The organism is Vibrio sp. ECSMB14106 (genome assembly GCF_000972265.1).
Classification (GTDB): domain Bacteria; phylum Pseudomonadota; class Gammaproteobacteria; order Enterobacterales; family Vibrionaceae; genus Vibrio; species Vibrio kanaloae.
In genome coordinates this window covers 12,387-32,485 of sequence record NZ_LAUM01000036.1, presented here as the reverse complement: position 1 = coordinate 32,485, position 20,099 = coordinate 12,387, and the positions used below count along the sequence as shown (strand labels likewise).

Here is a 20,099-nt window from a genome sequence, read left to right as displayed (position 1 = left end):
GACTGAACGATGAATAGACTGCTTCGCTATTACTGGCATTACAAGCTCAAAGGCTCTCCGTATCAGCCTCTGTTTGCTGCGCCTGTTATTCATGAATATGTATCACTCGACTGTGAAACCACCAGCCTCGACCCTAATCAGGCGGAATTAGTCACTATTGCCGCGACCAAGATCATCGGTAACCGAATCATTACCAGCCAACCTTTTGAAGTTCGACTACGAGCGCCTCAATCGCTCGATTGCAATTCCATAAAAATCCACCGTATTCGCCATCAAGATCTTAAGCACGGCATTGAAGAAAAACAGGCTTTAATCGAGCTACTGAACTTCATCGGTAATAGACCTTTAGTCGGCTATCACATCCGCTATGATAAAAAGATTCTCGACCGCACCTGTTTAAAACAGCTTGGATTTCCGCTGCCTAACCGATTAGTCGAAGTGAGCCAGCTTTATCAAGACACACTCGAAAGACAGCTGCCTAATGCCTATTTCGATCTCAGTATGGACGCCATCTGTCGTCAGCTCGATTTGCCTATCTCCACCAATAAACATGATGCATTACAAGACGCTATCTCTGCAGCACTGATCTTTATTCGTCTAAAATATGGTGATCTACCTCGCTTCAACTCCTCTTATTCTTAATTCAACTAGTGCATTTCTACATAGAGAGCAATCTCGCAAAAATGAACTTAACTCGCTATTTTTTAAGTAGAAAGCAGCATCTCATCCTAAAGTCTAATTGTGGAAATCATCGTCCTAGCTGAGAGTGATAACATAGACAGTCCTGTAATAGACTTAGAAACTGAACACAAAGGAAGTTGCCAGTTCATTAGGAATGTAGGCACAAGGAGAGATGCAATGAGTGAAGCCCACGTTTATCCGGTAAAAGAAAATATTAAATCAACCACACACGCGGATAATGACACTTACCTAGCCATGTACCAGCAATCTGTTTCTGACCCTGAAGGCTTTTGGGGTGAACACGGAAAAATCGTTGATTGGATTAAGCCTTTCACACAGGTAAAAAATACCTCTTTCGACCCTGGCCACATTGATATCCGTTGGTTTGAAGATGGCACGCTTAACGTTTCGGCTAACTGTATCGACCGCCATCTTGCTGAGCGCGGTGATGAAGTCGCTATCATCTGGGAAGGCGATGACCCTGCTGATGATAAAACCCTAACCTTTAACGAACTACACAAAGAAGTGTGCCTGTTTTCAAATGCTCTAAAAGAGCAAGGCGTACGCAAGGGTGATGTGGTTTGTTTATACATGCCAATGGTGCCAGAAGCGGCAGTTGCCATGCTGGCGTGTACCCGTATCGGTGCGGTTCACACGGTAGTATTTGGTGGTTTCTCACCAGAAGCACTGTCTGGTCGTATTATCGATTCAAACTCTAAAGTCGTGATCACTGCCGATGAAGGCGTGCGTGGCGGCCGCGCGGTTCCACTGAAGAAAAATGTTGATGAAGCACTGACGAATCCTGAAGTGAAAAACATCGAGAAGGTTGTCGTATTCAAACGCACTGGCGGTGATGTTGCTTGGCATGAACACCGTGATGTGTGGTGGCATGATGCTATCGCAAACGTATCGGCAGATTGCCCACCAGAAGAAATGAACGCAGAAGACCCACTATTCATCCTTTATACGTCAGGATCTACGGGCAAACCTAAGGGTGTTATGCACACCACAGGTGGCTACCTAGTATATGCAGCAATGACCTTCAAATACGTATTCGACTACCAAGAAGGCGAGACTTTCTGGTGTACTGCGGATGTGGGGTGGATTACCGGTCACACCTACCTTGTTTACGGACCGCTTGCCAATGGTGCAAAAACCATTCTGTTTGAAGGCGTGCCGAACTACCCGAACACTAACCGCATGAGTGAAGTGGTCGATAAGCACCAAGTTAATATTCTTTATACTGCGCCAACAGCTATTCGTGCATTGATGGCAAAAGGCAATGAAGCCGTTGAAGGTACTTCTCGTGACAGCCTAAGAATCATGGGCTCCGTGGGTGAGCCTATCAACCCAGAAGCGTGGGAGTGGTACTACAAAACGATTGGTAATGAGCAGTCTCCAATTGTTGATACATGGTGGCAAACAGAAACGGGCGGCATCTTAATCGCACCACTACCGGGCGCAACCGATCTAAAACCGGGCTCCGCAACTCGCCCATTCTTCGGTGTGCAACCTGCACTGGTTGATAACATGGGTAATATTATTGAGGGTGCAACCGACGGCAACCTTGTGATTCTTGACTCTTGGCCAGGCCAAATGCGTACCGTCCATGGCGATCATGATCGTTTTGAACAGACTTACTTCTCTACCTTTAAAGGCATGTACTTTACCAGTGATGGCGCTCGTCGTGATGAAGACGGTTACTACTGGATCACTGGCCGTGTCGATGACGTGCTTAACGTATCTGGTCACCGTATGGGTACCGCTGAGATTGAATCGGCTCTAGTGGCGTTCGATAAAATTGCAGAGGCAGCGATTGTCGGCATTCCTCATGATATTAAAGGCCAAGCCATTTACGCTTACATCACCCTTAATGATGGTGAGTTTCCAACCGCAGAGCTACACAAAGAAGTGAAAGATTGGGTACGTAAAGAGATTGGCCCAATCGCAACACCCGACGTCCTGCATTGGACAGACTCTTTGCCAAAAACTCGTTCGGGTAAAATCATGCGCCGTATCCTACGTAAGATAGCCACAGGTGATACGGGTAACTTAGGTGATACTTCGACACTGGCAGATCCAGGTGTGGTAGATAAGCTCATCGCCGAGAAAGCCGAACTGGCATAATCAACCAGTCACACGAGCTAATTACTGTTTAAAACAGATTCATTCTAAACCGTCACCTATGTGGCGGTTTTTTTATGGCTGATCTTGATCTCAAATATCCCGCCCCAAATTAAGGCTAAGGCGCTTTTTTGTTAAGTTGGTAACAATTCCATGTTGTATCAATAGGAGATTAGACCAGTAAATTGCTGCGATTTGCGCTGAATTAGCTATAATCTGGTTCTAATTTTTAAATTTGGGTTTTCCTTACTGGAAATTAACCCCAAATTTTCAATAAAATGGCAACATTCACGTTCGTAATCACGATAAAGGAAGATAGCCCCATAATGTCTACAAAGTTTCGCATTCTAGTTTTAAATGGCCCAAACCTTAACCTGTTAGGCCTTCGAGAACCTGCACATTACGGTTCTCAAACACTTGACCAGATTATTAGCTCATTGACCGAGCAAGCGAAAACACATGATGTTGAGCTATCTCACTTACAGTCAAATCGCGAGTATGAACTGATTGAAGCTATCCATAGTGCTTCTCAAAGCGTTGATTTCATTATTATCAACCCAGCCGCCTTTACACATACCAGTGTGGCACTGCGAGATGCACTACTTGGTGTTGCTATCCCATTTATTGAGGTTCACCTATCGAATGTTCACGCGCGTGAACCGTTCCGTCACCACTCTTACCTATCTGATAAAGCAGAAGGTGTGATTTGTGGCTTAGGGGCCCAAGGTTATCAATTTGCTTTGACCGCTGCGCTCAGCAAGCTCAACTCAAAGTAAACATAAACAACGAACTATACTAACCTACTCAGTCATAGAGTAAGTTCAATTAACAGATAAAGAGAAAGATACAATGGATATTCGCAAAATCAAAAAGCTAATCGAATTGGTTGAAGAGTCTGGTATTTCTGAACTAGAAATCTCTGAAGGTGAAGAGTCAGTACGAATCAGCCGTAACAGCACAGCTCCTGTCGCACCTGTTCAATATGCAGCAGCTCCTGCACCTGTAGCGGCTCCAGCTCCTGCAGCGGCACCTGTAGCAGTGGAAGCAGCAGCTCCTGCGGCTCCAACTGGTCACCAAGTTCTTTCTCCAATGGTCGGTACTTTCTACGGTGCTCCAAGCCCAGATGCAAAACCATTCGTTAAGGTTGGTCAATCTGTAACGGCTGGCGAAACTCTATGTATCGTTGAAGCAATGAAAATGATGAACCAAATCGAAGCTGATAAGTCTGGTATTGTGACAGCGATTCTAGTTGAAGATGGTCAACCAGTAGAATTCGACCAAGCTCTAGTAATTATCGAATAATAGAGAGCACTCATTATGTTAGATAAATTAGTAATCGCAAACCGTGGTGAGATTGCACTACGTATTCTACGTGCATGTAAAGAACTTGGTATCAAAACGGTAGCGGTTCACTCAACGGCTGACCGCGATCTTAAGCACGTACTTCTTGCAGACGAAACCATCTGTATCGGCCCAGCTCGTGGTATCGATAGCTACCTGAACATTCCTCGTATCATCAGCGCAGCTGAAGTTACAGGTGCTGTTGCTATCCATCCAGGCTACGGTTTCCTATCTGAAAATGCAGATTTTGCAGAACAGGTAGAGCGCAGTGGTTTTATCTTCGTTGGTCCTAAAGCTGAAACCATTCGTATTATGGGTGACAAAGTGTCAGCTATCACATCAATGAAGAAAGCAGGCGTACCTTGTGTACCCGGTTCTGATGGCCCTCTTGATGATGACGATGCAAAAAACAAAGCGCACGCTAAGCGCATTGGTTTCCCAGTTATCATCAAAGCATCTGGCGGCGGTGGCGGTCGTGGTATGCGTGTTGTTCGTTCTGAAGCAGAACTAACAGAAGCTATCGCAATGACTCGCGCAGAAGCAAAAGCTTGTTTCAACAACGATATGGTTTACATGGAGAAATTCCTAGAAAACCCACGTCACATTGAGGTACAAGTACTTGCAGATGGCCAAGGCAATGCTATCCACCTTGGTGAGCGTGACTGTTCAATGCAGCGTCGTCACCAGAAAGTTGTGGAAGAAGCACCAGCTCCTGGTATCACTGAAGAGATGCGTAAGTACATCGGCGAACGTTGTACTCGTGCTTGTCTTGAGATTGGTTACCGCGGTGCAGGTACATTTGAATTCCTATACGAGAACGGTGAGTTCTACTTCATCGAAATGAACACTCGTATCCAGGTTGAGCACACGATTACTGAAATGGTAACGGGTATCGACCTAGTGAAAGAGCAACTGCGTATTGCTGCTGGTCAGCCTCTATCATTTACACAGGATGATATTAAGCTGCGCGGCCACTCAATCGAATGTCGTATCAATGCTGAAGATCCCGTTCGTTTCCTACCTTCACCAGGTAAGATTCAACGCTTCCACGCTCCAGGCGGCATGGGTGTACGTTGGGAATCTCATATATACAGTGGTTACACAGTGCCACCACACTATGATTCAATGATTGGTAAGCTAATCACTTACGGTGAGAACCGTGATGTTGCTATCGCTCGTATGAAGAACGCATTGGGTGAGATGATTGTTGAAGGTATTAACGTTAATACTGAACTTCAATTGGCTATTATGAACGACGAAAACTTCCAACACGGTGGTGCAAACATCCACTACCTTGAGAAGAAGCTCGGTCTACAATAGAATCTAGCCTTCCGCTATTCGTTCTTTTAAGAACAGATAAATGCTCACTTCGGTGGGCATTTTTTGTTTTTAGAGCCTTCGAAAAAATCAATCAATAATCCCTTTTATATTCCATGGGGTTTTGGTGAATTTGCTCATATTTTCTGCTAGACTCGCCATCCAATTTTTCTCATATAGAAGATGCAGCCATGCCTTGGATTCAAATCAAGCTTAATGCTACCAATGAAAATGCCGAACAAATCGGCGACATGTTAATGGAAGAGACTGGTGCTCTTTCTGTAACTTTCCTGGATGCACAAGATACCCCTGTATTTGAGCCTCTGCCGGGTGAAACTCGTCTTTGGGGTGATACTGATATTCTCGCGCTTTACGACGCTGAGACTGATACTGGTGTCGTTCTAGCGCAGATTAAAGCAAGCAACATGTTCCCTGCAGACTTTGCTCATAAAGTAGAGCAAATTGAAGACAAGGATTGGGAACGTGAATGGATGGACAACTTCCACCCAATGAAGTTTGGTGAGCGTTTATGGATCTGCCCTAGCTGGCGCGATATCCCTGAACCTGACGCTGTCAACGTAATGCTAGACCCAGGCCTTGCATTTGGTACTGGTACTCACCCGACAACGGCATTGTGTCTTGAGTGGCTGGAAGGCTTAGACCTGGCAGGCAAAACCGTGATCGACTTCGGTTGTGGCTCAGGCATCCTAGCGATCGCTGCGATCAAACTAGGCGCGGCAAAAGTTATCGGGATCGACATTGATCCTCAAGCTCTGCTTGCATCAAAAGACAACGCACAACGCAATGGCGTTGCTGAGCAACTAGAGGTGTTCTTGCCACAAGATCAACCGGAAGGTTTACTAGCAGACGTTGTGGTTGCCAACATTCTTGCAGGTCCATTACGCGACCTTTCTGGCATCATCAAAGGCCTAGTTAAGCCAAATGGTGTACTTGCGATGTCGGGTGTTTTAGATACACAAGCAGAAGATGTTGCGACTTATTATCGTGATGAGCTTCACATTGATCCGATCATTGAACAACAAGAATGGTGTCGAATCTCAGGTCGCAAGCAAGGCTAGACAAGACTTTGAGCGCTAATTGACTGATATTTAAACAAATTACAAAAACAAATTGTAAATGCTCAAATATTAGTCTTTTCACGCAGCGAAAAAATGCGTAAAATGCGCGCCCTTGCTGGTACAGAACTGTGATGACGTTTTTGAAAATCGGAAATTATCAACTTAAGAACAATCTAATCGTCGCTCCTATGGCTGGCGTAACGGATAGACCATTCCGCGAGTTGTGTCTTCGCTACGGTGCGGGGATGGCAGTCAGTGAAATGATGTCCTCCAATCCGAAAGTTTGGAAAACGTCAAAGTCTCAGCAGCGTATGGTACATGAAGGCGAATCGGGCATTCGTTCAGTGCAAATCGCTGGTGCAGATCCACAGCTTATGGCCGAGGCTGCTCAATTTAATGTCGATAACGGTGCGCAAATCATCGATATCAACATGGGTTGTCCTGCCAAAAAAGTGAATAAGAAGCTTGCGGGCTCAGCCTTACTGCAGCATCCAGAACTCATTGAAGACATTCTGAAAGCGGTGGTAAATGCTGTCGACGTTCCAGTAACGTTGAAAACGCGCACAGGCTGGGATACAGACAATAGAAACTGTGTCCAAATCGCGAAAATAGCCGAAGACTGCGGCATACAAGCTCTTGCGCTCCATGGAAGAACTCGCGCTTGTATGTACAAAGGTGAGGCAGAATACAAACACATTAAAGCAGCGAAACAAGCAGTATCTATTCCGGTTATCGCTAACGGTGATATCGATAGTCCGGAAAAAGCGAAGTTTGTGCTGGAGTACACCGGCGCTGATGCTTTAATGATAGGTCGACCTGCCCAAGGACGTCCTTGGATTTTTAACGAAATCCTACACTATTTGGAAAACGGTACCACGATGGATCCACTCCCGATTTCGGAAGTGAAAGACATCATGCTTGGTCATGTGAACGCTCTACATGAATTTTATGGCGAGTTTTTAGGCCCCCGAATTGCTCGTAAGCATGTGGGTTGGTACCTAAAAGAACATGAACAAGCGAGTGAGTTTCGCCGTACCTTTAACGCATTCGAAGCAGGTGATCTGCAGCTTGAAGCGCTAGAAGGTTTTTTTGATAACGTTGCACCATAATTACGAGAAGAGCTAGACCGAATATGTTCGAACAAAATCTGACTTCAGAAGCATTGACAGTAACTACAGTTACATCACAAGACCAAATCACGCAGAAGCCACTACGTGACTCAGTTAAAGCATCATTGAAAAATTACCTTGCTCAATTAAACGGTCAAGAAGTCAGCGAGTTATACGAATTAGTATTAGCTGAAGTTGAACAGCCACTACTAGACACCATCATGCAGTACACTCGCGGTAATCAAACTCGCGCAGCAACCATGATGGGTATTAACCGCGGTACTCTTCGCAAGAAACTTAAAAAATACGGCATGAACTAATCGTTCTTTCGTAATTTATTAAATTGAAAGCCAAACTCATTGATTGAGTTTGGCTTTTTTTGGCTTGTCACTTGTGTCATTGAACCCTATGGATGTAAACAGGTGCTAGATCCCACTCCACAGCCACTGTTAATTGCTGCTATGGCCTTTATCAAAATTGGCTGAGTCCAAGGCGGCCAAAATCGAACAATGGCTCGCATCTTCATCTATGTGGCCGCAACACGCATCATTAATTTTTTTAAGCGCAGTGCGAATTTTAGTTAATTCGGTAATCTTCTCATCGATCATCTCTAGTTTCGCTGTGGTAATCGACTTCACTTCAGCGCAACTGTGTTGAGTCGCTTCAAGACGAATCTCTAACAATTCTTTAATCTCACCCAAACTCAGCCCTAACTCTTTAGATTTGAGAATAAACGTCACCTGTTTCTGGTTATTTTCGTCATACAGGCGATAACCCGACTCACTGCGGCTGGCTGGAGCAATCAATTTATTCTTCTCATAAAATCGCAAGGTATCGGCCGTAACACCGCATCGTTTCGCTAATTCACCGATCTGAAACATGTTTTTTCCTACTTTGTCATCTAATGCACAATTAACTTTATCGTTACTTTTTAGGCTAAAATGGCACTTTTCATAATTAATTTTGAGATGCCAAACGATTGCGCGAGCTTTTTTGTAATAAATTAGTTAGAATCTGCGCCATCAAATTTGGAGTTGGTTATCTTATAGCGTGATCATAAGACTAACCCAAAGGTCTTTACCAAAACTGGCCAATATTTTATCTCTTACTGGTATCTAAGATAATCCACGCTGAGAAGATAGAAACAAGTTCTTTTTTGGCAAATATCTTTATTTTAACCCCATGAATTTGAGGAAGATGGAAGCATGAATAACGCTCGTCCAATTCGCCGCGCTCTCATCAGCGTATCAGACAAAACTGGTATCGTTGAATTTGCACAAGCTCTTGCTAACCGTGGTGTAGATATCTTATCTACTGGTGGCACTGCTCGCCTACTTGCTGAAAAAGGCATCTCTGTTACAGAAGTATCTGACTACACTGGTTTCCCTGAAATGATGGATGGCCGTGTTAAGACTCTACATCCAAAAGTTCATGGTGGTGTTCTAGGCCGTCGTGGCCAAGATGATGACGTGATGGAAACTCACGGTATCAACCCTATCGATATGGTTGTTGTAAACCTATACCCATTCGCAGAAACCGTTGCTAAAGAAGGTTGTACCCTTGCTGACGCTGTTGAGAACATCGACATCGGTGGCCCAACAATGGTTCGCTCTGCTGCTAAAAACCACAAAGACGTAACGATCGTTGTAAACGCACACGACTACGAGCGTGTTGTGGCTGAAATGGACGCGAACGAGAAATCTCTAACACTAGAGACTCGCTTCGACCTCGCTATCGCAGCATTCGAGCACACGGCTTCTTACGACGGCATGATCGCAAACTACTTCGGCACTATGGTTCCTAGCTACGGCGAGAACAAAGAAGGTGATGACGAGTCTAAATTCCCTCGCACGTTCAACCAACAGTTCGAGAAAAAACAAGACATGCGCTACGGTGAGAACAGCCACCAAGCAGCCGCATTCTACGTTGAAGCAACCCCTGAAGAAGCGTCAGTATCTACTGCTCGCCAAATTCAAGGTAAAGCGCTTTCTTACAACAACATCGCTGACACTGACGCTGCACTTGAGTGTGTGAAAGAGTTCGACCAACCAGCATGTGTGATCGTTAAGCACGCTAACCCATGTGGTGTCGCACTAGGTGAAGACATCCTAGAAGCTTACGACCGCGCATTCAAAACAGACCCAACATCTGCATTTGGCGGCATCATCGCTTTCAACCGTGAGCTAGACGCTGCAACAGCAACGGCTATCACTGAGCGTCAATTCGTTGAAGTTATCATTGCACCTTCTGTTTCTGCTGAAGCAGTAGAAATCGTAGCGGCTAAGAAAAACCTTCGCCTACTTGAGTGTGGTGAGTGGACAACGAAGACAACTGGCTTCGACGTGAAACGCGTTAACGGTGGCTTGCTAGTTCAAGACCGCGACCAAGGCATGGTGTCTGAAGATGACCTTAAAGTAGTTTCTAAGCGCCAACCTACAGCTGAAGAACTAAAAGATGCCCTATTCTGCTGGAAAGTAGCGAAGTACGTTAAATCTAACGCGATCGTTTACTCAAAAGGCGATATGACAATTGGTGTAGGCGCTGGCCAAATGAGCCGCGTTTACTCTGCGAAAATCGCAGGCATCAAAGCGGCAGACGAAGGTCTACAGGTTGAAGGTTGTGTAATGTCATCTGACGCGTTCTTCCCATTCCGTGACGGTATCGACGCGGCAGCAGAAGCTGGCATCAAGTGTGTGATCCAACCGGGCGGCTCTATGCGTGATGACGAAGTTATTGCAGCAGCAGACGAACACGGCATGGCGATGATCTTTACGGGTATGCGCCACTTCCGCCACTAATTCTCTTGTCATCATTGGGGCGGTAACTGCGTTGACTACGCTCGCTTACCCTAATCACATAGCGGGCTATGCTCATAGGGATAAGCTCGCTTGTCGCCTTGTTAGCGCTCCCACTGATTTAAAGAGACCTCAAATAGTTGAATGACGTAAGCACCAACTACTTTGATCAAGACTTATAATTTTGTTTTTTTAAATATTCCGATATTTGAAATACGTAGAGCAAGTCAGTGACTTTAGTTCAAGGAAAACACGCGGAGCTTATGACCATAAGTGAGCATGTTTGACACAGAAATAAAGGCTCTGAAGCAGCTATAAGGATTTTAAAACATGAATGTACTAATTATTGGTGCCGGCGGTCGTGAGCACGCACTAGGTTGGAAAGCAGCACAAAACCCAAACGTTGAAACAGTATTCATCGCTCCAGGTAACGCAGGTACTGCCCTTGAGCCTAAGCTTGAGAACGTAAACATCGGCGTTGAAGACATCGCTGGTTTAGTAGCGTTTGCTCAAGAGAAAAAAATCGAACTGACCATCGTTGGTCCTGAAGCGCCATTAGTTATTGGTGTAGTTGACGCATTCCGCGAAGTGGGTCTTCCTATCTTTGGTCCAACTCAAGCGGCAGCACAGCTTGAAGGTTCGAAAGCATTCACTAAAGACTTCCTAGCTCGCCATGATATCCCTACGGGTTACTACGCAAACTTCACTGAGATTGAGCCGGCTATCGCTTACGTACGTGAGCAAGGCGCTCCAATAGTAGTAAAAGCTGACGGTCTTGCGGCGGGTAAAGGCGTTATCGTTGCGATGACCCTTGAAGAAGCTGAAGACGCAATCAAAGACATGCTAGCGGGCAACGCATTTGGCGAAGCTGGCAGCCGCGTGGTTATCGAAGAGTTTCTTGAAGGCGAAGAAGCAAGCTTCATCGTAATGGTTGATGGCTCTAGCGTTCTTCCTATGGCCACCAGCCAAGATCACAAACGTGTTGGCGACAAAGACACAGGCCCGAATACGGGCGGCATGGGTGCTTACTCTCCAGCGCCAGTCGTGACTCCAGAAATCCATAACCGTATCCTTGAAGAAGTTATCTACCCAACAGTACGTGGCATGGACGCAGAAGGCACACCTTACACTGGTTTCCTTTACGCTGGCCTTATGATCGATGCTGACGGTACGCCTAAGGTTATCGAATACAACTGCCGCTTCGGCGATCCAGAAACGCAACCTATCATGATGCGTATGGAGTCAGACCTTGTTGAGCTTTGCCTAATGGCTATCGATGAGAAGCTCGACGAAGCAGAGTCTAAGTGGGATCCTCGCGCTTCTATCGGTGTTGTTCTTGCGGCTGGCGGTTACCCTGCCGATTACGCAAAAGGTGACGTTATTTCACTACCAACAAGCGAAGTTGAAGGCCAAAAGGTATTTCACGCGGGCACCACAAATAACGAAGCTGGCGATGTGGTAACAAACGGTGGTCGTGTACTTTGTGCAACAGCACTGGGGAACACGGTTTCTGAAGCGCAGGAGCGAGCCTACGCGTTAACGAAGCAAGTTAGCTGGAATGGTATGTTCCACCGCAATGACATTGGTTACCGTGCGATTGCGCGTGAGCAAGAGCAGTAATCAATCTTGTTATTCGCTTACTTTCCAATGACAGTAAGCGAATGACAGCAAAAGGCGCCTCGATAGGCGCCTTTTTTATTACTCAATCTTTCTAGGAATCTGCGCCTGTACAGACAAATCAGCACTTGGCCTACAGTAGACCAAACACTCTCAATCCTTTGATTGCTCGCTATTCTTTCAACAATGATGGCCTAACAACACAATCATGGCTATCTTCAGCCAGCATCAATAACTCTTCAACCGTCATTTTATCGAGCGAGTCACTGCCCAGAAATGCCGCATAACTTTCCACAGATGCCAATCGGTCAATCACAAAATTTGGCAAAGTCTGGTTAAACTCAAAGGTCTCAAACTCACCGCCAGAGCATGTTTCGAAAGAGCTGCCATTCCAGTATCCCTGAATCAATCGAAACCCTTCGTCATATTGTTTCATTGTGGTTTCTAGAGCCGACTTGGCTTCTTTCTGGTAGCCCTCCAGTTGCTTAGTTTGAATAGGTAAGATCTTGTTGTTAAGACGATACTGTTGATACACGGCTTCGCCTGACTTATTGAAACGTACATGGACACGATAAGGAATAAGTTCATTCGATGAATTACGCAGTTCGCCCTCACGAATGAACTCACGTAGTATTCCTTCCGACCAAGCATAGTCAGTTTGGTACCAGCCATAATCGCCCACAGTGACGTAGTCAGCTGAAGTATGAGGTTGTGTTAGCTTGTTGGTGACCCAGTAGAAACTTGTCGCGTCGCCCATCACTTGGCCGCCGGTGTAGGTTTCAAATTGCTCTAGGTTTTTGCGAGGACTGGTTGAAGAACAGCCAATGAGAAATGTAGATAACAGTGAAACGAGAAGAAATGCTTTTTTCATAAAAACCTGTACCGAGGTGGAATACGACTACCTCGGTACAGTTTAGATTATTTCACTGAATCTTTCAGCGCTTTACCTGCAACAAATGCTGGAACATTTGCAGCAGCGATTTGGATCTCATCACCAGTTTTTGGGTTACGACCAGTGCGAGCTGCGCGGTGGTTTACTTTAAAAGTACCAAAACCAATTAGCTGAACTTGATCGCCATCTTTAAGCGCATCTGTAACACCACCAAGAGTCGCTTCTAGAGCAGCTTTAGCTTGTGCTTTAGAAAGGTCCGCTTTTTCAGCAATAAAGTCGATTAATTGAGTCTTGTTCATTTTAGGTTTCCCTTCTTTGTATTTTTGAATTCAATTCACTCTAAAACATAAATGCCCCATCTGGCAAAGGTTTGTCGTCGATCTTTAGCTCTAATGCCGCAGTTTTAGCCATAATATGAGTAATAACTCACAATTTGTTACTGATTTTATTGAGTAAGCCCTTGTTTAAAAGGGGCTGAGCGCGAAATTAATGATGACCTAACCACTACTTTTTATCTATAATCCACGCTGAATCGCTGACAAAGCGTACAATTTAATTTAAGGGCAAACATGCTGCTGCTAACTATTTACGTCTCCATTGCTATTGGAGTTTCTTTTATTTGTTCTGTTTTGGAAGCTGTACTTTTGAGTATTAGTCCGAGCTACATTGCTCAACTAAAACAAAATGGGCACCCTGCAGCAAAGTCATTAGACAAACTGAAAACAGACATTGACCGTCCACTCGCGTCAATTTTAACACTCAACACCATTGCACACACTATCGGAGCTGCGACAGCAGGTGCACAAGCAGCGGTTGTTTTTGGTAGCCAATGGTTGGGGGTATTCTCTGCCGTCCTCACTTTGGGTATTTTGGTTTTGTCTGAGATTGTTCCAAAAACCATTGGGGCAACCTACTGGCGCCAACTTGCTCCTGCATCATCAACCGTGCTTCGCTGGATGGTATTCTTCCTAACACCGTTTGTATGGTTTTCTGAGCAGATCACGAAGCGCCTTGCTCGCGGCCATCAGGCGCCCAAAATGCGTGACGAGCTATCTGCAATGGCTATTTTAGCAACAGAAAGTGGTGAATTTGCTGAAGGCGAATCAAAAATTCTAAGTAACCTACTAGGCATTCAAGATGTACCCGTGACTCAAGTGATGACACCACGCCCAGTCGTGTTCCGTGTCGATGCAGAAATGAATGTGAATACGTTCTTAGAACAACATAAAGACACACCATTCTCACGTCCTCTGGTCTATAGCGAGCAGAGCGACAACATCATTGGTTTTGTTCACCGCTTGGAACTGTTTAAGCTACAGCAAACCGGTTGTGGTGAAAAAGCACTAGGTGATGTGATGCGCCCTATCCATGTATTACTGAACAATATGGGCTTAGCGAAGGCATTCGAGCAAATGATGGCAAACCGTTTGCAACTGTCTTTGGTTGTTGATGAATACGGTACGATTCAGGGCATCATTACCCTAGAAGACATCTTTGAGCATTTAGTCGGTGAAGAGATCGTTGACGAAGCGGATAAAACTACCGATATGCAAGAATTGGCGTTTCAACGTTGGGAAAAGTGGAAAGAGACACACGGTGTTATCGAAAACCGCGATGAGGAAGAAGAGCTAGAAGAAGCTCTTGCCGACAACGATACCTCACATTCAAAGCCAGCGGATGATTGCAAAGCACAGAAAGAAGAGAAAAAAGACGCTTAATCTAAATTTGAGATCGTCAGAGACAACAAAGGCTCCTTAGGGAGCCTTTGTTTTTATTCGTACTTTCGAACGATAACGAATTATAACGCCACACCAATGTTACTCACTGGGTCTTCACGCAGTTCGTGGCGTAAATCTTTGATAAGCTCTAGGTCACGCTCAGTCGTTTCACGTAGAGGTCTGAAGATGGCCCATTGCACGTCCCACTCTTCACACACCGCTTCGTTTTCTTTCTGATTTTCGTTCGTCACTTCTTCAGCGCCCTGCGCAAACTCAAGCTCAGCAACTGTCTTTACTGACTGTTGGCTCACTTTAATCACAGCTTCAAGCATATGTTCACGATCAAGTAAGCCATGAATTAGCGTTGCTAAGCCTTGGCATGCATCCATTGCAGGGTAAACACCATAGAAATCAAAATCATCTGCGCTAGGAAACAGTTCTTCGACTTTCTCTAGTTGGCGTTCAAAGTTCACCTTTGCCGTTTTAACCGTTAAGATTTCCCAAATGCTATCCAAAACATCACGATAGATTCGAGCTTCCGCAAATTCTGTATTCTCACAAAACATGGCATAGTTAGGGTACATACGCTCACATAGACACGCCATAAAGGTAATTTGTTGCCAAGGTTCTAACTTTTCAAGACGAACCTGCAGTGGATTCTGAAGCATAGTCACTCAATAATTGCAGAAAAAGACAGCGAAAGTGTACTTGATAAACCTAGGATGGAAAAGGTAGGCCGATGAACAATTTTACGAATAAGCTCTATATTCTTACAGAGCATGACAATACCTATACGCAGCTGATTCAAAACCAGGATTTACCCGACCTAGAAATCACTCAAAACCCCGAATCAGCACAGATTGTCTTGGCATCACCACCTCTAATCACAGAGCGCCTCGGCGAGTTTAAAGAGCTAGACTGGATACAGAGTACCTATGCTGGCATCAATAGACTCACTCAGCCAGATCTGCGTCAGGACTATACGCTAACCAACGTCAAAGGCATCTTTGGCCCAGCTATCGCAGAATACGTGTTGGGTTACACAATCAGTCACTGTAGACATTTCCCTCATTACCACCAGCATCAACAACAACGAAACTGGCAACCACAGCTTTATACTAGCCTAACTGACAAAACTATGGTGATTTTAGGAACAGGTTCAATCGGCAGTCATTTGGCAAAAACCGCGGCGGCTTTTGGTATTCATACCATAGGTGTCAACCGTACCGGTATCCCATCAAAGCAAGAGACCTTTAAAGAGACTTTCCACATCAATGAAATAGAGGCAGCCCTTAAGCAGGCCGATATTGTGGTCAACACCTTGCCATCAACAACCGAAACCTATCAGTTGTTGAACCAAACCACATTAAGTTACTGCTCAAATGTGCTGCTGTTTAATGTCGGTCGTGGAGAAAGTCTAGACAACAAAGCCTTGTTGATCGCCATAAAAAATAGATGGGTAGAGCACGCATTTTTAGATGTGTTTGAAAGTGAACCCCTCTCTCAGGAACACCCTTTCTGGAAACTACCGCAAGTCACCATCACTCCACACATCGCAGCACTCAGTGAGCCAAGACAAGTGGTCGAGATCTTCGCAGAGAATTACAAACAGTGGCGAGATGGCTTTACACTTAATCATGTCATCGATTTTGATAAAGGTTACTGATGTCCTCTTCATTACTTAAAGAGATTCGACAATGCCGAGCTTGTGAACCTCACCTATCACATGGTGCCAACCCGGTGATTCAAGCGCATCCAAACGCGCGCTTGTTGATCATAGGTCAAGCGCCGGGGATTAAGGTGCATGAATCGTCTATCCCTTGGAATGACGCCAGTGGCGAACGATTAAGAGAATGGTTAGGGATAGATCGCGGTACTTTTTACGACGAGCAAAAAGTAGCGATTGTGCCTATGGGGTTTTGTTATCCGGGAAAAGGAAAAAGTGGCGACCTTCCTCCAAGACCAGAATGTGCTGAACTATGGCATCAAAAGGTGCAGCAGTCGCTGCCTAACATTCAAATGACCTTGTTGATCGGCCAGTATGCGCAAAACTATTACTTAAAGAACCGAACCACCAAGACACTGACAGAAACCGTGATGAACTGGCAAAACTGGGCTCCTGAGTTTTTACCGCTTCCACACCCTTCACCACGTAATAATATTTGGCTCAAGAAGAACCCTTGGTTCGAAAGTGAAGTCATTCCCTATATCAGAAAACATATCTCGGAGCATTTAGCTTGCTATGATCCAAATGCCTAAGTAACTGCACATCACGAGATTAAACCGCGCTCAAATGCCAATCGCAGGCAATAAAAAAGCGCCGTTGGTTTCCCAACAGCGCTTTCAATCATCTTACTCAGAATTACTTGTGGTAAGGCTTAGACAGTTCGTGAACAGCGTCAACGAACACACCAGCGTTTTCTGGCGGCACATCTAAGTGAATACCGTGGCCTAGGTTAAATACATGACCCGTACCACCGTCGCCAAAGCCTTCAAGAATGCTACCTACTTCTTCACGGATACGTTCTGGTTGAGCGTAAAGCATAGAAGGGTCCATGTTACCTTGCAGAGCAACTTTGTCGCCGATGCGAGCTTTCGCGTCTGCGATGTTGATTGTCCAGTCTAGGCCTACAGCATCACAACCAGTTGCTGCAATAGATTCAAGCCACATGCCACCGTTCTTAGTGAACAGAGTAACCGGTACACGGCGGCCTTCGTTTTCACGGATTAGGCCATCAACGATTTTGTGCATGTACTGCAGTGAGAATAGGTTGTAGTCACGAGGAGTCAAAACACCACCCCATGTATCAAATACCATTACCGATTGAGCACCCGCTTTAATTTGCGCGTTCAGATATTCGATAACACTGTCAGCCAGCTTGTCTAGAAGCAGGTGCAAAGTCTGTGGTTCGGCATACATCATCTTCTTGATCTTGGTGAACGCCTTCGAGCTGCTGCCTTCAACCATATATGTCGCTAGTGTCCATGGACTACCAGAGAAACCGATCAGTGGCACTTCGCCTTTCAGGTCTTTACGGATCTGACGAACGGCATTCATTACGTATTGAAGCTCGCCTTCTGGATCAGGTAGTCCAATCTTCTCTACGTCAGCTTTACACGTGATAGGGCGCTCAAACTTAGGACCTTCACCTGTTTCAAAGTACAAACCTAATCCCATTGCATCAGGGATAGTTAGGATGTCTGAGAACAAGATTGCTGCATCAAGCGGGAAGCGACGCAAAGGTTGAAGGGTTACTTCTGATGCGAGCTCTGCGTTTTTACACAAAGACATGAAGTCGCCTGCTTCTGCACGCGTTGCTTTGTACTCTGGAAGATAGCGGCCAGCTTGGCGCATCATCCACACTGGTGTGTAATCAACAGGCTGTTTTAAAAGTGCGCGTAAATAGCGATCGTTTTTTAATTCGGTCATTCCGTTAAATTCCAATTCAATCTTGTCTAGTTTTGATGGCCAGTATTCTAACACTGATTGAAGGGTAAAAGCTGTGTGCTTTGCAACCTAGATCAAGTTATTAACTTTTAAATCAATGCTTAATTTGCACCCAATTAAAGGACCATGTTAAAAATTTGTTTGCTAGCGAAAATTACAATTATAATATCTGAGTAACTACTACTCAGCATCTCATAACGACATCTTACTTACCCCCTCCACTTGTGGAGGGTTTTTTTTTAGCTTTTAGCCACCTATAGGCCTAATACTTTCACAGGCTTTTTAGTGCTCGAGCACCTGCTCAATCACCTCGCCTTTTATCACGCCATCGGCTGTTTTTTCAATCAATTGTCTCGCAATCGTTCCCACTGGAGCCACATCAGGCAGGCTTGCAACATCAAACCATTGAGCATCTGAGAGCTCGCTGTAGTCAGGCTTAAGCGTACCACCAGCGTAATCAGCGAGAAAGCCCATCATCATACTCGATGGAAACGCCCATGGCTGGCTGCCAAAGTAACGAATATTACTGACATCGATCCCTGTCTCTTCTTTGACTTCTCTTGCCACGCACTGCTCTAAGGTTTCTCCAACCTCTAGGAAGCCCGCTATCACAGTATACATCCCTGTTTTATGTCTAGGATGCTGCGCCAACAGTATCTTGTTGTCGTTTCGCACAGCGACAATGATGCACGGGAAGATACGAGGATAATGAAGCGCCCGACAATCACCGCACTGCATCGCTACCTGATTGTGATTAAGGTGATTACGACCGCCGCACTGTGGACAAAAACGCATACTCTGAGTCATGTGCCCATACTGGATGGCTTTGCTTGCCATGAGGAAACTAGATTCAGGCCAGTGAAGTAACTCTCTTAGGTTTACCATGACGAGTTCGATCTCAACATCACAGTCATTGAGCCAATAGACCTTATGCCCTTGGTGATGACCAATACAGATAGCGTACTCAGCATTCAGTCCTAATTCGTCAGCAGAACCGTAAGGAAACTGATCATTACTAACCCAAATATCACTAGCTGAAACGACGCACCAATAAGCTGACTCTGTCATTTTGTTATCACTTTTTAACATCCCTATCCCTCATTGCTTGCAGTTCGTTCATTTTACTGGCAATCTAATTTCATACTAGAGTGGTAGCAAATAATAATTCAAGCTATTACTTTAAGTAGATACCAATAAATGGACCCTGCTTAGGCAATTACTTGATCACAAGGTTGTGATCAGATCATGAGGACATGGTCATGCTAAATAAATTTAAAAAAGTACAAGAACAATGGGGTGGCTCTAATGAGGTCATCGATCATTGGCTCGACACTCGACAGTCTCTAATCGTTGAGTATTGTAAGCTTGCCGCTCTACAGCCTTCATCATCAAAAACAACTGCTGTAACAGAACTACCCTCTCCTGAAGAGCTTCAAAAATTCAGCCAACACCTAGTTGATTACATTTCCGAAGGTCATTTCAAAATTTATGACATGGTGATGGACAAGTGGCAGGCTACAGGCTTCAAAGCAACAGACGAGATTAACCAATCTTATGGTCATATCGTTCTTACCACAGATCCTCTACTCAACTTTACCGATAAGTACGCCGCCATTGATGCTGATGATGCATTAGAAAGTTTGGATAGTGATTTATCACTCATTGGTGAAACCCTTGAGGTGAGGTTTGAAGTTGAAGATCAACTGATACAGCAAATTGCCGACAGCCTAGCGGTTCCGCCAGGAGCTTAATGTTATAAGCTTGCCCCTGTGCAAGCTTTTTGTTTTGCCTATGGCTAATCCAAACTATCCACCAGAACCTACTCGTTCTTACTTTAATCTTTAACGATGGTATAGGTTATAGGCCAAATCAGGCTCAACACTAATAGCCAACCTGCCGTTAGCTTGAAAGAACAAAGCTCAGAGCCTACTCATGTCCAAGTCCATTAACCAAATAAGCCAATCCAGTTTATTGTTTT

The 20,099-nt window shown here is 45.0% G+C and carries 20 protein-coding genes; 14 read left to right on the top strand and 6 right to left on the bottom strand.

Annotated features, from left to right (window positions below; translation table 11 throughout):
* The first annotated feature begins 9 nt into the window (after positions 1-9).
* The 8 genes from WR49_RS18730 to fis all read left to right on the top strand — a co-directional run bounded on the left by WR49_RS18730 (position 10) and on the right by fis (position 7,971).
* Positions 10-642: a 3'-5' exonuclease gene (locus tag WR49_RS18730; RefSeq protein ID WP_017055896.1), complete on the top strand. Its 633-nt coding sequence runs from the start codon at positions 10-12 to the stop codon at positions 640-642.
* Positions 643-858: 216 nt separating this feature from the next.
* Positions 859-2,808, top strand: a complete 1,950-nt coding sequence (gene acs, locus WR49_RS18725) for an acetate--CoA ligase (RefSeq protein ID WP_046225014.1) — start codon at positions 859-861, stop codon at positions 2,806-2,808.
* Positions 2,809-3,131: 323 nt separating this feature from the next.
* Positions 3,132-3,581 carry a type II 3-dehydroquinate dehydratase gene (gene aroQ, locus WR49_RS18720; RefSeq protein WP_017055898.1) on the top strand — a complete coding sequence of 150 codons (450 nt, stop codon included), beginning with the start codon at positions 3,132-3,134 and terminating at the stop codon, positions 3,579-3,581.
* 73 nt (positions 3,582-3,654) lie between these two features.
* Positions 3,655-4,107, top strand: a complete 453-nt coding sequence (gene accB / locus WR49_RS18715) for an acetyl-CoA carboxylase biotin carboxyl carrier protein (protein WP_046225013.1) — start codon at positions 3,655-3,657, stop codon at positions 4,105-4,107.
* A gap of 15 nt (positions 4,108-4,122) precedes the next feature.
* Positions 4,123-5,466 (top strand): acetyl-CoA carboxylase biotin carboxylase subunit, encoded by a 1,344-nt coding sequence (gene accC, locus WR49_RS18710; protein ID WP_017055900.1) that lies wholly within the window; start codon positions 4,123-4,125, stop codon positions 5,464-5,466.
* A 188-nt stretch (positions 5,467-5,654) separates the two neighbouring features.
* A complete protein-coding gene (gene prmA / locus WR49_RS18705) occupies positions 5,655-6,542 on the top strand; it encodes a 50S ribosomal protein L11 methyltransferase (protein WP_017055901.1) in 888 nt (295 codons plus the stop codon).
* A gap of 140 nt (positions 6,543-6,682) precedes the next feature.
* Positions 6,683-7,651: a tRNA dihydrouridine synthase DusB gene (gene dusB, locus WR49_RS18700; protein ID WP_004729742.1), complete on the top strand. Its 969-nt coding sequence runs from the start codon at positions 6,683-6,685 to the stop codon at positions 7,649-7,651.
* A gap of 23 nt (positions 7,652-7,674) precedes the next feature.
* Positions 7,675-7,971, top strand: coding sequence for a DNA-binding transcriptional regulator Fis (gene fis, locus WR49_RS18695; protein WP_004729744.1), 297 nt, complete (start codon positions 7,675-7,677; stop codon positions 7,969-7,971).
* Between the two features lie 129 nt (positions 7,972-8,100).
* Here fis and zntR read toward each other — a convergent pair whose 3' ends face one another.
* Positions 8,101-8,532 (bottom strand): Zn(2+)-responsive transcriptional regulator, encoded by a 432-nt coding sequence (gene zntR / locus WR49_RS18690; protein WP_046225012.1) that lies wholly within the window; start codon positions 8,530-8,532, stop codon positions 8,101-8,103.
* A 324-nt stretch (positions 8,533-8,856) separates the two neighbouring features.
* On the opposite strand from zntR, the gene purH reads away from it, so the two are divergent.
* On the top strand, positions 8,857-10,449 hold the full coding sequence (purH, locus tag WR49_RS18685; RefSeq protein WP_046225011.1) for a bifunctional phosphoribosylaminoimidazolecarboxamide formyltransferase/IMP cyclohydrolase: 1,593 nt from the start codon (positions 8,857-8,859) through the stop codon (positions 10,447-10,449).
* Between the two features lie 327 nt (positions 10,450-10,776).
* A complete protein-coding gene (gene purD / locus WR49_RS18680) occupies positions 10,777-12,066 on the top strand; it encodes a phosphoribosylamine--glycine ligase (protein ID WP_046225010.1) in 1,290 nt (429 codons plus the stop codon).
* Positions 12,067-12,235: 169 nt separating this feature from the next.
* On the opposite strand, the gene WR49_RS18675 is transcribed toward purD, so the two are convergent.
* Together WR49_RS18675 and hupA are read right to left on the bottom strand one after the other, a co-directional pair.
* Complete coding sequence (locus tag WR49_RS18675; protein ID WP_046225009.1) at positions 12,236-12,934, bottom strand: DUF1481 domain-containing protein; 699 nt, start codon at positions 12,932-12,934, stop codon at positions 12,236-12,238.
* Positions 12,935-12,981: 47 nt separating this feature from the next.
* The gene (gene hupA / locus WR49_RS18670) at positions 12,982-13,254 is read right to left on the bottom strand and encodes a nucleoid-associated protein HU-alpha (RefSeq protein WP_004729753.1); all 273 of its coding nucleotides are present in this window, start codon (positions 13,252-13,254) and stop codon (positions 12,982-12,984) included.
* Between the two features lie 270 nt (positions 13,255-13,524).
* On the opposite strand from hupA, the gene WR49_RS18665 reads away from it, so the two are divergent.
* Positions 13,525-14,673, top strand: a complete 1,149-nt coding sequence (locus WR49_RS18665) for a CNNM domain-containing protein (protein WP_017055907.1) — start codon at positions 13,525-13,527, stop codon at positions 14,671-14,673.
* Between the two features lie 80 nt (positions 14,674-14,753).
* Here WR49_RS18665 and WR49_RS18660 read toward each other — a convergent pair whose 3' ends face one another.
* Positions 14,754-15,341 (bottom strand): YjaG family protein, encoded by a 588-nt coding sequence (locus tag WR49_RS18660; protein ID WP_017055908.1) that lies wholly within the window; start codon positions 15,339-15,341, stop codon positions 14,754-14,756.
* 71 nt (positions 15,342-15,412) lie between these two features.
* On the opposite strand from WR49_RS18660, the gene WR49_RS18655 reads away from it, so the two are divergent.
* Both WR49_RS18655 and WR49_RS18650 read left to right on the top strand, forming a co-directional pair.
* Positions 15,413-16,339, top strand: a complete 927-nt coding sequence (locus WR49_RS18655; RefSeq protein WP_046225008.1) for a D-2-hydroxyacid dehydrogenase — start codon at positions 15,413-15,415, stop codon at positions 16,337-16,339.
* Entirely contained in the window at positions 16,339-16,932 is a 594-nt protein-coding gene (locus tag WR49_RS18650; protein ID WP_046225007.1) for a uracil-DNA glycosylase family protein, read from the top strand. Before WR49_RS18655 ends, WR49_RS18650 begins: the two co-directional genes overlap by 1 nt.
* A 103-nt stretch (positions 16,933-17,035) precedes the next feature.
* Here WR49_RS18650 and hemE read toward each other — a convergent pair whose 3' ends face one another.
* Together hemE and nudC are read right to left on the bottom strand one after the other, a co-directional pair.
* Positions 17,036-18,103 carry a uroporphyrinogen decarboxylase gene (gene hemE / locus WR49_RS18645; protein ID WP_046225006.1) on the bottom strand — a complete coding sequence of 356 codons (1,068 nt, stop codon included), beginning with the start codon at positions 18,101-18,103 and terminating at the stop codon, positions 17,036-17,038.
* Positions 18,104-18,403: 300 nt separating this feature from the next.
* A complete protein-coding gene (gene nudC, locus WR49_RS18640) occupies positions 18,404-19,210 on the bottom strand; it encodes an NAD(+) diphosphatase (protein WP_017055912.1) in 807 nt (268 codons plus the stop codon).
* Between the two features lie 164 nt (positions 19,211-19,374).
* Between nudC and WR49_RS18635 the strand changes: the two genes are divergently transcribed.
* Complete coding sequence (locus WR49_RS18635) at positions 19,375-19,872, top strand: Rsd/AlgQ family anti-sigma factor (RefSeq protein WP_032547880.1); 498 nt, start codon at positions 19,375-19,377, stop codon at positions 19,870-19,872.
* Positions 19,873-20,099: the final 227 nt, after the last annotated feature.

Excerpts from the sequence above, each read along its gene's own strand:
- WR49_RS18730 (WP_017055896.1), top strand. The coding sequence starts at position 10 with ATGAATAGACTGCTTCGCTATTACTGGCATTACAAGCTCAAAGGCTCT.
- acs (WP_046225014.1), top strand. The coding sequence starts at position 859 with ATGAGTGAAGCCCACGTTTATCCGGTAAAAGAAAATATTAAATCAACC.
- aroQ (WP_017055898.1), top strand. The coding sequence starts at position 3,132 with ATGTCTACAAAGTTTCGCATTCTAGTTTTAAATGGCCCAAACCTTAAC.
- accB (WP_046225013.1), top strand. The coding sequence starts at position 3,655 with ATGGATATTCGCAAAATCAAAAAGCTAATCGAATTGGTTGAAGAGTCT.
- accC (WP_017055900.1), top strand. The coding sequence starts at position 4,123 with ATGTTAGATAAATTAGTAATCGCAAACCGTGGTGAGATTGCACTACGT.
- prmA (WP_017055901.1), top strand. The coding sequence starts at position 5,655 with ATGCCTTGGATTCAAATCAAGCTTAATGCTACCAATGAAAATGCCGAA.
- fis (WP_004729744.1), top strand. The coding sequence starts at position 7,675 with ATGTTCGAACAAAATCTGACTTCAGAAGCATTGACAGTAACTACAGTT.
- zntR (WP_046225012.1), bottom strand. The coding sequence starts at position 8,532 with ATGTTTCAGATCGGTGAATTAGCGAAACGATGCGGTGTTACGGCCGAT.
- purH (WP_046225011.1), top strand. The coding sequence starts at position 8,857 with ATGAATAACGCTCGTCCAATTCGCCGCGCTCTCATCAGCGTATCAGAC.
- purD (WP_046225010.1), top strand. The coding sequence starts at position 10,777 with ATGAATGTACTAATTATTGGTGCCGGCGGTCGTGAGCACGCACTAGGT.
- WR49_RS18675 (WP_046225009.1), bottom strand. The coding sequence starts at position 12,934 with ATGAAAAAAGCATTTCTTCTCGTTTCACTGTTATCTACATTTCTCATT.
- hupA (WP_004729753.1), bottom strand. The coding sequence starts at position 13,254 with ATGAACAAGACTCAATTAATCGACTTTATTGCTGAAAAAGCGGACCTT.
- WR49_RS18665 (WP_017055907.1), top strand. The coding sequence starts at position 13,525 with ATGCTGCTGCTAACTATTTACGTCTCCATTGCTATTGGAGTTTCTTTT.
- WR49_RS18660 (WP_017055908.1), bottom strand. The coding sequence starts at position 15,341 with ATGCTTCAGAATCCACTGCAGGTTCGTCTTGAAAAGTTAGAACCTTGG.
- WR49_RS18655 (WP_046225008.1), top strand. The coding sequence starts at position 15,413 with ATGAACAATTTTACGAATAAGCTCTATATTCTTACAGAGCATGACAAT.
- WR49_RS18650 (WP_046225007.1), top strand. The coding sequence starts at position 16,339 with ATGTCCTCTTCATTACTTAAAGAGATTCGACAATGCCGAGCTTGTGAA.
- hemE (WP_046225006.1), bottom strand. The coding sequence starts at position 18,103 with ATGACCGAATTAAAAAACGATCGCTATTTACGCGCACTTTTAAAACAG.
- nudC (WP_017055912.1), bottom strand. The coding sequence starts at position 19,210 with ATGTTAAAAAGTGATAACAAAATGACAGAGTCAGCTTATTGGTGCGTC.
- WR49_RS18635 (WP_032547880.1), top strand. The coding sequence starts at position 19,375 with ATGGTCATGCTAAATAAATTTAAAAAAGTACAAGAACAATGGGGTGGC.